This window comes from Scytonema sp. UIC 10036 (assembly GCF_009725235.1).
In genome coordinates this window covers 17,040-30,184 of record NZ_WJFC01000020.1, presented here as the reverse complement: position 1 = coordinate 30,184, position 13,145 = coordinate 17,040, and the positions used below count along the sequence as shown (strand labels likewise).

The window sequence follows — 13,145 nt, the reverse complement described above, 5'->3', positions numbered from 1 at the left end:
TGCGCCCTTATATCTTTTTCGGAAGAGGCAGAGCCTCTAGCTAGGCATTCCCAGCCTGAGGCTGGGAACGAGTGGGAATCCCTACTCCCTATCTTCAAACAAACGATCGCCCTTGTGCAACCGATAAGCTATTTGATAAGTTTGAGCTTGCGATCGCATGGTGGGTGAGTGTGCTGCTAAATACCTAGCTGCGGCTATCAGTACGTGAATACCCGCGTCCGTTGATCCCAACAAAGAATACTGTCGGAAAGCTGCTTCTATTTCCTGAATCACGTGGAAATCTCGATTTTCTCGCAACATTAATTTACCAAGAACTGCCATTAACTGTTCTGGTTTGCCGCCACTATACAAGTAATGAGCAACTAACCTTGCAACTTCATTAACTTGCTGTTGCCGATCCAAAAACTCCGGTAGTTGCTCGAGCAATTCTTCTGGATGTTCTACTTCGTCCTTGGGTTCTGGGAGTCGAGCTGGTGGAACATTCAAAAAACGGTTGAGATATACGCTCATTGCCGCATCAAACACGCCTCGAAGTAACTCCAATGAAGCTACACGCCGCAATCCTTGATGAACGGCATTGGCGAAAGTCAAGGGATGGTGGGCTGTGTCCCAGTCTCCAAAATCATTATTGGTATTAAAGCGGGCAACACGCAGGGCTGCAGCATAACTGACAACACTTGCTAATTGCTCTTCAGTGCAACCTTCTCGCAAAGCTGTTAACAGTGCATCGGCTATTGCTTGAGGATTTTCACCCAAAAGAATAGGAATCAACTGTTCTTGATTTGACCAATTTTCCTGTCGGGGTTGTCCTTCCTTCAAAGCAGCAGGCAACTCGTCAAATGCAGATTCCAAAATAGCTACCAAATCTACTGGATAACGCCAGGAATTTGACTCTTCCATGCGAGAGGCATTTGCTAAGCCGGAAATTAAACTCGCTAAAACTTGCTCTGCTTGTTGCCAATTAACAGCATCTAGTGCTTCTAATGCTTTGTTGATAAAGTCAAGCGTGTGACCAACATCAATGTAACGATGGTCTGTTGCCGCCGCAAACAACATATCTGCAATTTGCTTTTTCTCTGCACCCAAACGAATTGCAGATATGAGACACCGTTCTGCCGCTTCACTATCCCGCCGTTCGATGAATTGGCGGAACCAGCTTTTGAGGGTAGTCAAGTCAACACTGGAATTGGGTAATGGGTGAACCACAAAGTGAGGTGGAGCACTTCCACTGTCACGGGCTACTGCTGAAAGCCCTTGATAAAGAGCAAGAGGTCGATCTTCTGCATTTAAGTATGGTAATAAATTCATCATGCAGGTGTGCATGGTTAAACCCGTACTCCAACCTTCTTTATTATAACGGGTGCCAAATTCCAATCCAACTCGGAATGGTTCGGTAGGATCTGTTCCCATATCTAGCAAAGCTATGACAGATTTGGCAATGACAAGGGAAATACCTTGTTCCAATCCATGGAGCAGGCGTTGGCGTTGATGAACTGCGCGATCGACTTGGGGAGCTAGATTTACCCACACTTCGCCATCCCGAATCTCTATAGGAAAGGCACGGACATCATCTGCCCAAGAATCAAAGGTTCCACCACCAGCCAAATCAAAGCGAGCATAGTGCCAAGGACAAGTCACAATTCCATCTTTACAAGTACTCCCATGGAGGGGAAAACCCATATGGGGACATCGATTATCGATGGCATAAATCTTGTTGTCTGAGTAGAAAAGTGCGATCGCGTGCTTATCTAGATGAACCAGCATACTACCTGCTGCTTGAACATCTGCAACAGAAGCAGCACGAACGTAGCGTTCTTTACTTGTTGTGGTGTCAAAAGTTTGTGTCATCATCCTTTTATGGTAACAATACTTAAGCTTTCTCAATCCAAAATCTAAAATCTAAAATCCAAAATTGTACTACTTTTTAGCAGCAGCAACCAAAGAAACCCCAATAATTACAAACATAATGCCTGCAATACGTAATGGGCTAGCTGCGTATCTAGTCAACCCAAGAGCACCAAAATGATCTAGAAAAAGTGCTGCAATCATCTGTCCGGCAATTGTTAGCGATAACGTCAACGCTGCGCCAATTTTAGGTGTAGCAAAAATAGTTGACCAGACATAAAGAGTTCCCAAGCAACCCCCCACCCACATCCACCAAGAGGTTTGAGAGAGTAAAGCCCAACTGGGGCTTGGATAGCGAGCAAAGAAACAAATCGCCAGCGATGCAAGAGTGCCAGCAAGATACGAAATAAAGGTGACTTGCATAGGCTCACCAACATAACGTCTCAGAAGAGTGTTAAGAGCAACCTGAACGGGTAACACAGCGCCACCGCTCAGTGCTGCTACCAGGAAAAGGCTTCTTTCATTCATAGCACCGGGTATCACTTTCAATAAGGTATGTGAGAAAATTCATGCGCTACTGCCAATAGACAGTCCAGGAAACAGAACTAGCCTACGAGCCGTTATTTTCTAAAGATTTTTCTTTATAAAATTCAGTTTAAACAACCGGAGAGACTTTGTAAAGAGTTTTCTTTATTTTTTATCGAGCGGTACCAAGCTCCCCAACTTCTTAAAGGACGCTGTTAGCTCTTGACCCCCACCTCGTTCCCAGACAGAGCCTGGGAACGAGAGAGTACTTCTCACCCCCCATTTACCAGCCAGATCCTTAAAGAAGTCGAGGATCTAACCAACTTTGTAAAAATAAACAATGAATTCAGGCTAAATCGTGTAATATACGAAGAATACAAAAAAAAAGCCCGCCTTGTAAGCGGGATATCTTAAGAAAATCACACTTTAAAAAGTAACAAAAAAAAATAAGGATTTTCTGAGGTTTTACTATCAACTTATTGAGTTGCTTGCTGCGGCAGTATGTACAATGCTGTTAGCGTTTTGCTATGTAAGTGAAATTTTCAGCCTTCAAACAGCGCGTCCCTTTTTCTCAAAATACTGCTGGTGCTCTGCTGTGGCTAAGTAATATTCACTAGCGGGAACAATCTCTGTCACTATATCTTTATCAAATCTGCTGGACTGCTGTTGCTTTGCCTTTGAGAATCTTGCAGTTTCTTCTTGTTGAGCATTATGAACAAAGATAACAGATCTGTACTGTTCGCCTCGATCTGGTCCCTGACGATTCAGCGTTGTCGGGTCGTGGATATTCCAAAAGACCTCTAGCAGCTCGTCGTAACTCACCTGTTGCGGGTCATACTCCACCTGTACAACCTCAGCATGACCTGTTATTCTTGATAACACATCCAGATAAGAAGGGTTGGGAAAATGACCTCCCATGTAGCCCACTGAGGTTGACACCACACCCTTTACTTTACGAAATGCCGCTTCAGCAGCCCAAAAGCAGCCAGCACCAAACGTTGCCAAATCCATTGCATTCCAAATTAGTATTGAGTTCTGTAAATATTTTAACAGTTATTAACTAATGCCTAAACACTATAGATACTTGCTCCCACAGTCACCAAATAACAGAACGTAACTTCAACTTCGTTTATTATCGCTTCACTGCTAGAACGTAAAAGCTATGACTGCAGGAAATACGAAGCCTGTTGAAAATGTGTTGCTATTGCTAGTAACTCTCGTACTTGTGGCAGCAATATTCAGCCAAATTCAGAAACAGACCAAATGTTATGTTGGCGATCCAAATTGTGACCCCAAGGCTATTAAGTGGCAATAGACCTGATAATTTTAAGCAAAACTTTATTAAATTGCCTAAGTTCTGATTAAGTTGAGTACACCCAGCGGTGCAAGCGAGTTTTTCCGTAGTAGGTAGCCGATCGCCAGTTTACAGCTTTTCTGTAATTATACTCTGTCATTAACTCAAATAAAGTGTCATATTTTATATATAAGATACTGGGATTAGTTAACAATGAAAGTTTTTAATAGAAATATAGTAATGGTTATACCTGCCCTATGACTATTTTATATGTGTATAAATTATTTACTTTCATCCTTAGCAGGAGTTGCTTGCCGATCGGGTACAGCAAGTTATCATACCAAATCCAGATTACTTCCTTTCCGCCCGAAGATTACCTCTTTAAATGAACCACAAAGACGAGCCAGTGTGTTGCTCTGGTTCCCAGAGTTGAAGCTCCGGGCGTCGCAAAGAGCAAGGGAGTAAGAGGAAAAGTAGATCGATAATCTTATAGCAACAAGGGAGTAGCTACCCCCTTTATCTTCTTTTTCTTCTCTTCGTGCTCTTTGCGTCTTTGCGGTTCCATCAAAAAGGAGTTTATAAGCCAGATTCAGTATCATTCCAATAACTCACTTGTAACTCACTTGTAAAATCAGTTTTAAGAATAAACACATAAGCATATGTAATAAATAATACTTTTTTTACCAAATTAAGGATAGCCGATTTATTTTACCAAGAAGAGTTTTTTAGACGTGTATAGACTTTTCAAACAGCGGGTTTTTATCAAGAAACCGCGCCTTTTGAGACTACTATACCGATGCTCTAGCTAAATATTTGTTTTTGAATAAACTGCAACGAGGAAATTATGAATATTCTAGATGCGTGTAAGCTGAGTCGAGAAATTAGTCAAGATGTTGAGAAATTGTTTAATAATAGCCGACACAAAATCAAGCAGTATTTGGGTGAAGTCATTGTGTATGACTTTAGCTATATTGCTTGGAAAGTAAAAATTTGCTCTCCTGAAACACTTGGATACTACCTAAAAGTTTCACGTTCGGATAGCCAACAATTTACAGCATCCATTCAGAGTCATAAATTATACATAAAAGTGACGGCTGATGAATGGGAAGTCTTTTATCAGTTAGCCAAGGGTGTTGAAAATGTTCGCGATCGCGCCCAGAATATTTTCAACAGATTGGTTGAATAAATAAGTCTTTGACCCTGTTGTGAAGAAATAGAAATTGAGCCGATCTAAAGCAAGTATTAATTTTTCAAGGTTTGTTCGGAATGGGCAATAGCAGTTGTGTATGAAAAACTAGGTACGGAAAAAGCTCCTGTAGCCCCCGTGGATCAAAAGTAAGAAAATATACAACTAAATTATCCGGAAAACAATAGAGCTATCATTGAAATTAATATTAGACCCGATTCAAGAATATTTATCTCACAGGCATCTGTTTATGGAGCCCGGATTAAAGTTACTCATTCAACTTGTACTAGAGTTTGCGCCTGTTATTGCAAATTTTATAGAAAAAAGAAGTGAAGCTAGTTCCTCTATAACAAAATTTCTTCCTTCAGAAGAAATCAAGCAAGTTCTTGAGACTGTCAGCAACGCCAGTCAAAGCATTAGTTATGGGAGAGAAGCCGAGCAAGAAAAAATTCAACAACAGGAGTTAGCAGTTTATTATCATAAAGCACAATTACAGATAGCAACTTATCAGCGTGAAACAGCACTTAAGCTATCTGAAGTGAATAAAATTTTTGACAGTTGGCCTTTGCGCTTATCACCTTCACAGATTTTAGAATCTCATTCTCAGAATGGACGCACTCCGCTCAAAATTTTCCTTGCTCCTCCTAAAATCAAGTTTGATAAATACGATCGCCGTGAAGAAGATATTTCAAATATAGAGCTAAAACTAGCTGAAGGATTGCGAGATTTTCTGAACAGCCATTACTCACTTCACGATCCCGTGAGACCAACAGAGTTTTTAGCAGGAGCCTGGGATAGCAAACGTTTTCACAGTGAATCTAGTATCAAAGCTTTGTATGGAATGTTGAAAACAGAGCCTATTTTGATTTTAGAGTCTGAGGCTAGTGGAGATTACCTCAATTTCCGCATTGGTTACTGGGGAATTGGACAAGAAAACTATTACTATAAAACCATTGCTCAACTACCATTAAAAGAAATTGTTTATCAATCAGCTAAAAACCGTGCTTTGGAGTGGAGAAGCATCCGAGATGAACTGATAGCGATGGGAGAAGATTTAGAGGAAATTCACGCTCTCGGTCAAGACAATGCTGCTAACTTAGAAATTTTGGAGAAGGAGGAAAGATGGAGAGCTAAGGGAATTGACGTGAGTAAATTATCTTTGAAATATCACGTGAATCGTCAAGATATTGACAAGCTCTGCCAGGTTTTAGTCACCTGTCACATTTTAGCAGCAAGTTGGGTGACTGATTCTTACCACCTAATTTATCACGATGTTCCCCCTATATTACCAAAATTGCTGCCCAGTTTGCTAAAAGATAATCTGGATGTGACAACACTACAAGCGATCGCAACAGGTTACAAGCAACTTTACCAAGCATTAGAGATAGAGCGCAATTACTGGATTCCTGAATTAGCTTTGCAACTCGCTCAAAGTTTATCTCATTTAAGCGATCGCACTTGGGCAAAGCAACAACTTGACTATTCCATAAACACTTGGTTGAGATTGCGTCAAGTTACCCATCAGCCAGGAAGACATCCATTAGAAGAAATGCGAGCCGCCGTGAGGGGAGAAGATGAAGAATATCTTGGAAAGTTAAAGCAATGTTTTGCTATGATTGGCGACAATCAAAGTATGACTTATGTTAAAGAGCTTTTGAATACAATAGCGAACCTCAAAGCACAACGAAAACAGGAATCAGCTTACAATCTCAGCTATACTTTAACAGGGCATTCTGACAAAATTACATCAGTTGCCATTAGTTCAGATGGGTTGACCGCAGTCAGTGGCTCCGCAGATAAAACAATTAAGGTATGGAATCTTTCAACTGGCAAAGTCATTCGCACGTTAACAGGAAATATCGGAGAAGTTTCATCTGTTGCAGTCAGCTCTGATGGAAAGTTTTTGGCTGTTGGTAGTTGCGAACACCCTAGAAGCAACGTTAAAGTTTGGTATCTTCCCACAGGTAAACTAATACACACGCTACTGGGACATCAAAAACCAGTTAACTGTATAGCTATTAGTCCAGATGGTCAAATTTTGGCTACAGGTAGTAATAAAATTAAAATTTGGAACTTGCAAACAGGCGATCGCATTTGTACCCTTTGGCATTCATCTGTAGTTTATGATGCCGTTATCAGTTCTGATGGCACAACTTTAGCAAGCGGTAGCAGCGACCACAAAATAAGACTGTGGAATCCACGTACCGGAGACCCATTACATACCTTTAGCGGACATTCAGGCGCAGTCAATTCGGTAGCGATGAGTTCAGATGGATTACTTCTTGCCAGTGGTAGTACTGATACAACTGTCAAAATTTGGCATCTAGACAGTGGAGAAGTCCTCCATACTTTAACAGGGCATTCAGATGAAGTAAAATCGGTAGCCATGACTCCAGATGGGCAAAGTATCCTCAGCGCCAGTGCAGACACAACTATTAAGATGTGGTGTTTGCAGACAGGAGAACTGCTACAAACTTTTTCCGGGCATTCAGCAGTCGTGAATTCCATTGCCATAAGCCCCAATGGTCAATTTATTGCTAGTGGTAGTTCCGATAAGACACTGAAAATTTGGCAGCAAAACAGTGACCAGTGACCAGCACTCACTTCTCCTCTCGTTCCCAGGCTCCGCCTGGGAATGCCTTAGTAGAGGCTCCGCCTCCTGTATTCAGTGCTACACAAGGCAGTCGCGAGCGAAAAATTTCACCATCTAGCAAGAAAAACGTAACGCAGGATAAGTAATGCCAGCTTAGCCCTGTCGCAATACTTTAAAATGGATCGAGCAACTGTTCAGCGATCGCTTACCAAAATACCCGACCCGGTTTGATTTTTGGATGCTATTGCTAACATCACACCGAACAGTTCTGGACTGTCCAACGAACCACCACGCCGTATGCGTTGATTATCTTTATTGTTTTTTTGCCGCCATGGAGTGTGGAAATATGTCCTTTTCTAATCGATTTTTCTCGTGCTGCTTCAAGGGAAATTTCACGAATAGGGATAAAGTCTTCAATTAGGCGACGGTCGTTTGTCATTCTACTTTAGATTTTATATTTTAACTAATTCGCGGAATTCCCCATCCCTGAGTGCGGTGGGGATGGATAGCGGTAAAATAGTAGGGTTCGATGCCCTACTATTTTACTCTCTCCCCCCTGATTGATTTTGAATATACTGCTTTACTGTTTCGAGTGGCGCACCTCCACAAGATACAATACATTTTGAGTCGTGCCAAAGTTTAGCTTTACCCCAATAATATTTATCAATTGTAGATTTATATTTTTCTCTCAATATTCTACTGCTTGCTGATTTTAGGGATGCTACTAAATCAGAAATATTATTATCTGGATGTAGGTCAATTAGTAAATGTACATGATCTGGTTCCCCGTTGCAATCTGCAAGTTTAGAGTTATTTGACTCTAATACACGCTCAAATATTTCTTTCATATCATCAATCATTTGTTGTGTAAACACCTTTCGCCTGTACTTAGTCACAAATACTATATGCAAGTGAATAGAAAAAACAACGTGTGAGCCGCTTCTCAGTTTAGTCATAAAGATTTCTTGTCATGCCCGGAAAATCTGCTATACTGATTGTAGTCAAATATATCGAGTCAAGCAAATTAAATTCGGAGAGTGTTTCTAGACTGAAATTACAGCGTTGTCGAGTGATTTATGATTTGATTAGGACTTTGACATGGGATTTAAGAGTAAAGAACAAAAAGAGCTAGATAAAGAAAAGAACAAAAATACATATGTTTCAACTGTTATACAGCACCTTAAATTATCAAGTCTTGGGTATGCTGTAATATCTGACATCTTAGAACACGCAAACAGTTTATACAACACTTTGACTTTCAATTTGAGGCAAGGATTTTTTGTATACAATACGCTAAATTTTCAGTCTTTGACTATAGATTTACAAACCGACTTTAAGGAGAATTACCACTATAAAATGTTGCATTCTCAAGCAGCACAATCCGTTGCTCACAAAGTGGCGGAGAATTTCAAATCATTCAAACAGCTTTTAGATAAACATTATTCTGAAGGAGCTAAAAAACCTAAATTACCTGGTTATCGTCAAAAAGGTGGTATGTTTGAAGTGACATATCCCAGTCAATCAGTAAATTTATCACAAGAACATGGCATTATATTTGCTACTGTTTCTACTGGCATTATGTTCAAGAAGCAGCACAAAGAAGATGTCATGGGAAGCACTGTTAATGAAAGATTGAAGTTTAGGGTTCCTGATGATGTTGACCCCCAACGTCTTGTTGAGCTAGTGATTACATCAAAGCATAGAAAGATTTATCTACATTGGGTATGCAGAAAGAAAAATGAAATTGTTGCTACATTAGAAAAGTCAAGTGTTTTAGGAATCGACATCGGATTAAACAACTTTGTTACCTGTATTCCGAACACAGGTGAAGAAGGATTTATCATAAATGGGCGACCGTTAAAGGCAATAAATCAATTTTATAATAAAACTATATCTAAGCTAAAAAAGGGTAAGGATGTAAATTTTTGGAGTGGAAGTTTAGCCAGAGCAACACAAACCAGAAACAATCAAGTTCGCGATTTTATCAAGAAATCTGCACGTACAATCATCAATAAATGCTTAGAATCAGGAATAGGTAAAATTGTATTTGGTTGGAATGAGGGAATTAAGAATGAAATAGATAACGGACGTGTCAATAATCAGAACTTATATACTCCACAACGTCCACAACGTATACGGGATAAAGGTTTTATCTTGTGTAGAGACTCCATAACATAAAATTAAACGCTTACATTTCAAAGACTACACAACATCTACAACATAGCTTGAATTTATATCGAGTATTGATTACCTCTCTGAGATGTTGCACGCTTCGATTAAATCTTTTTTCTGATTTTTACTAATAACTTATTATTAAAGCTGAATCACTCTCTTAGCTTCTGGGAATATTTCCGATAAATTTCCTCTCAACAACAAATTTTATACCAGCTTATACAAAATCTAAAAAGATTACAAATTATCTCTATTTACTTGAGCTTTATTTTTAACCCATCCTCCTTCTATCGCACATTTAAGCCAGCCCCCAGGACTACGAATATTCTCTGTCTTAGCGTGCTTGTTTTAACGCTTCAATAGCATTTAAAACCGTTATTTCAGTGACACTGTTAATAGTACGTCGTAATGTACTAGTAAGTTTAATACCCAATGCTCTTAGTTCTGTTTTAATGTGTAAACTCACTTCGGGCTGTTTCTGTTTAGGATATAAGTTACTTCTTTTTCGGCTTGGTATTGCGGTTTGTTGCTTTTTAATTGAGTCTAACTTAGACTGTAACTCGATATTTTGTGATTGAAGATGTTGTACTTGTACTTGATAACCCATAAACTCGTGAAGTTGACCTGCAAGAGTTTCATTAATTAATTTTAGCTCTTTTACTTCTACGTCTAACTGTTTAATCCTTGAACGAAGTTGGGTGATTATTACTTGGTTAGAAGCCTCGGTTGCCTGGGAATTTTTTGAACGAACAGGTAAAACCTGTTGGTCTCTTAATTGTTGAATTCTCTGTTTAATCTCCGGATACTTGTAAAGATAGCTAACACTAACATTGGCATATGCAGCAACAACAGACATATTTATTTTCTTTCCTTGCTTTATTATTTGTTTAATAGCTGATTCAGTTTTTGAAAGAGCTGATTCTTTTTTCTTCTGTGCAGCTGCTTTTAAATTGGATATTTGTACGCCTTTATTCATCTGATTTCTCCAGAGAATCAATAATTTTCTCTAAACTTTGTAGGATCTGCTCGTTCATTTCTACTTGTCGTTGCCAGCCATTTAACTTAGCCTTATCAATCATCTCTGTACAATGTTTATGTTGTTCTTTATGTTGACTAAGAAATTCAATTGTGGTACGAAAATCATTACAGGTAAGGCAAGCGTTGGCATGGGGACAGGCACCTTTAATCATCGGTCGAGCGCATGAACCATTTGGTAATGCCTGAGCCAAAATATTACGTCTCATCCACTGTAAATCTTGGTTATGATCCAGTGACGAATTAACAACTACCGTCTCTCCAGAAATATTGACTACTTTTCCATGAAATTTATCTATACAAGCACGCATAGTTTGATCGTGAATATGAGCGTATGTCATTGTCATATCAGGGGATTTATGCCCTAAATATTTTTGAATAACAGTTAATGGTACTCCTTCATTCACCATTCTTGTAGCTAACGTATGCCTTAACAAATGGGGAGAAACATGAATCCCAGTTTTATCAGATAAATCTTGGAACAAAGCTTTTGCTCTCGATACCTTCATTGGTTCTCCAATTTGCCCACTTTTAATATTGACGAATACATAATCACAGTCAGCTTCAACTGGATACTCGTCTATTAAATAGTTAGAATATAACCGCATTAAATCAATATTCACAGCTAGGAGACGCTCAACTCTTGACTTTGCTCTTGCACCATTTATATTCTCTCGAAAGCGCACAAAAATTTCATTTCTACCTTCAGTTAGCATATCTTCATGGCGTAATCCTAATGCTTCTCCTATTCGTAGTCCTGTCTCATAAAGAAGGCAAATTAAAAACTTATCTCTCAATGTATTACAAGCTTTTATTAATTGTTGAACTTGAATCGAAGTTAAGCATTTGGGAAATCGCTTCGGCTCTTTAACTTTCAGTAATCGCTTTCTCACTTGAGATTGATTAGCTATCCCATACAAAAATGGTTTGTATTGAGATGGATACGCCACTTTATTAGTTGTTAATTCTACTCCGGAAAAATTCCCTAGACGTGCATGAAACTCGTCAAAGCTACTGATTGTAGAAAGAATTTGATTAATAGTTCGATTCGTCCGAGTTGCCTCAGTCGGAGTTATTGGATAAATTCCTGGGTTAGGATTACGTAGCCAATGAATAAATTCTGCCAATTGGTCTAATTTTATTGTTTTCCAATCAAGCCCCTCGTCTTGCAGAAATTCCCAATAAAGCTTGAGATTTTTTGCATTTTCTTTACAACAACAACAAATAACAACAACGAACACGACAGACTGCTTAACATATCTTATTCAACCTACAAACATTTAGCGGTCATTTTTTATGTCTTTGCTGGCGACGGACATATTCTAACGTCCATTTTGCAGAAAAGTCTTCATACTTTACCCATCGGTCAGTATTATCTTTTACCATAATTATTCCGTTTTCTTCTTTAAATTGTTTAACAATTCCATAATCTCGCGCCAACTCATACCATTCAGAAAAAGTATTTTTAATCGTATTAGCCTCTCGCTCTGCATCAGATTCGTTAGGTGACCAATCATTTTCTAGAGCACTTCTAAATAAAGCAGCTTTTGAACGGACTTTTTTACTACCTATATCTAACCTCTCTTTAACTACTGATAAAGCATTATTGACTTGTTCATCAGTTTTAGACTTAATAAGATAAATGAGATTTTTATTGAGTTTAATGCCCAATTCCGAACATTTATCTTGAAATTCTTTTTTCAGAGCATTATTAGAGTTTGAGATGATTTTATCCTCTTTAATTAAATTGTCTTGAGGATGAGTGGTACTAAAACGTTGTTGATATTCTCGTAATTCTCTCTGACTAGACTCCAATGCTGCTTGAAGTTGTTTAATTTCATCAGCTTGTTTTTGATTGGTTGAGTTTAGGTTATCCAGATTACCCAATTCAGTATTTAATTTACCTAATTGTTGAGTTACTTGTTCATAATTTATGAACAGTTTTGCTTTTTCTGACTCTAAAGTATAAATTCTTTCATGTAGTTGGCGATTTATCAAGTCTGATACAGCAGTGTTATCACTAATATTACTAAATTCCTGAATTTGTCTTTTGAGTTCACCATTTTCTACTTGCAGCACTTCCACAGTTCTGACTAACTCCTCAGAAGACATTCCATACACAACTTCTAAATGTTGTCTAAGTACCAAATTTTCCGTTTCTAATTTTTTGATTCTTTGTTCCAGTTCCTTGACTACACTGGTTTTAGAGGTACTGGTTACTGTTTGAGTTTCTAATGTCTTTGAGGTTTTTGAATTCTGGTTTTTTTTGACTAAATCTTTATTTCTTAATTCCTCAATTTTATCTCGAATTTCTATTTGATTGTATAGCCATGTTCTCGATACTCCAGCTTCTTGTGCTACGCTTCCAAAATTAATACTCTTTTTTTCTTTAAGTAGCTTTTGAATTGCCTGCTCTGTACGTATCATAGCAGAATCTCTTTTGAGTTTCGCGTGTGACTGTAATCCTGATGTGTTTCGTTTTAACATAGTATTTA

12 protein-coding genes are annotated in these 13,145 nt (G+C 38.7%); 4 read left to right on the top strand and 8 right to left on the bottom strand.

The genetic code is table 11. The features are described 5' to 3' along the window. Positions 1-81: 81 nt before the first annotated feature. From F7734_RS11870 to msrA, 3 genes are all read right to left on the bottom strand, one after another. Positions 82-1,851, bottom strand: coding sequence for a Rieske (2Fe-2S) protein (locus F7734_RS11870; protein WP_243146830.1), 1,770 nt, complete (start codon positions 1,849-1,851; stop codon positions 82-84). Between the two features lie 66 nt (positions 1,852-1,917). Next, positions 1,918-2,373: a DMT family transporter gene (locus F7734_RS11865; RefSeq protein ID WP_155744843.1), complete on the bottom strand. Its 456-nt coding sequence runs from the start codon at positions 2,371-2,373 to the stop codon at positions 1,918-1,920. Positions 2,374-2,919: 546 nt separating this feature from the next. Continuing rightward, a complete protein-coding gene (msrA, locus tag F7734_RS11860) occupies positions 2,920-3,381 on the bottom strand; it encodes a peptide-methionine (S)-S-oxide reductase MsrA (RefSeq protein ID WP_155744842.1) in 462 nt (153 codons plus the stop codon). Positions 3,382-3,532: 151 nt separating this feature from the next. Between msrA and F7734_RS11855 the strand changes: the two genes are divergently transcribed. From F7734_RS11855 to F7734_RS11845, 3 genes are all read left to right on the top strand, one after another. Then, positions 3,533-3,685, top strand: a complete 153-nt coding sequence (locus F7734_RS11855; protein ID WP_155744841.1) for a hypothetical protein — start codon at positions 3,533-3,535, stop codon at positions 3,683-3,685. Between the two features lie 823 nt (positions 3,686-4,508). Beyond that, positions 4,509-4,850: a hypothetical protein gene (locus F7734_RS11850; RefSeq protein ID WP_155744840.1), complete on the top strand. Its 342-nt coding sequence runs from the start codon at positions 4,509-4,511 to the stop codon at positions 4,848-4,850. 250 nt (positions 4,851-5,100) lie between these two features. Then, positions 5,101-7,443: a WD40 repeat domain-containing protein gene (locus F7734_RS11845; protein ID WP_155744908.1), complete on the top strand. Its 2,343-nt coding sequence runs from the start codon at positions 5,101-5,103 to the stop codon at positions 7,441-7,443. A 253-nt stretch (positions 7,444-7,696) separates the two neighbouring features. On the opposite strand, the gene F7734_RS11840 is transcribed toward F7734_RS11845, so the two are convergent. Together F7734_RS11840 and tnpA are read right to left on the bottom strand one after the other, a co-directional pair. Beyond that, positions 7,697-7,882 (bottom strand): DUF1156 domain-containing protein, encoded by a 186-nt coding sequence (locus tag F7734_RS11840; protein WP_155744839.1) that lies wholly within the window; start codon positions 7,880-7,882, stop codon positions 7,697-7,699. 103 nt (positions 7,883-7,985) lie between these two features. After that, on the bottom strand, positions 7,986-8,399 hold the full coding sequence (gene tnpA / locus F7734_RS11835; protein ID WP_155744838.1) for an IS200/IS605 family transposase: 414 nt from the start codon (positions 8,397-8,399) through the stop codon (positions 7,986-7,988). Between the two features lie 142 nt (positions 8,400-8,541). On the opposite strand from tnpA, the gene F7734_RS11830 reads away from it, so the two are divergent. Beyond that, on the top strand, positions 8,542-9,621 hold the full coding sequence (locus tag F7734_RS11830) for an RNA-guided endonuclease TnpB family protein (RefSeq protein ID WP_243146829.1): 1,080 nt from the start codon (positions 8,542-8,544) through the stop codon (positions 9,619-9,621). Positions 9,622-9,949: 328 nt separating this feature from the next. On the opposite strand, the gene F7734_RS11825 is transcribed toward F7734_RS11830, so the two are convergent. Genes F7734_RS11825 through F7734_RS11815 form a run of 3 tightly spaced genes read right to left on the bottom strand, consistent with a single transcriptional unit; the run spans position 9,950 to position 13,137 of the window. Next, on the bottom strand, positions 9,950-10,591 hold the full coding sequence (locus F7734_RS11825) for a DUF6262 family protein (protein WP_155743418.1): 642 nt from the start codon (positions 10,589-10,591) through the stop codon (positions 9,950-9,952). Next, positions 10,584-11,891, bottom strand: a complete 1,308-nt coding sequence (locus tag F7734_RS11820) for a tyrosine-type recombinase/integrase (RefSeq protein WP_155744837.1) — start codon at positions 11,889-11,891, stop codon at positions 10,584-10,586. The genes F7734_RS11825 and F7734_RS11820 overlap by 8 nt, the downstream gene beginning before the upstream one ends. 46 nt (positions 11,892-11,937) lie before the next feature. Next, positions 11,938-13,137 carry a DUF6262 family protein gene (locus tag F7734_RS11815; protein WP_207714078.1) on the bottom strand — a complete coding sequence of 400 codons (1,200 nt, stop codon included), beginning with the start codon at positions 13,135-13,137 and terminating at the stop codon, positions 11,938-11,940. Positions 13,138-13,145 lie beyond the last annotated feature (8 nt).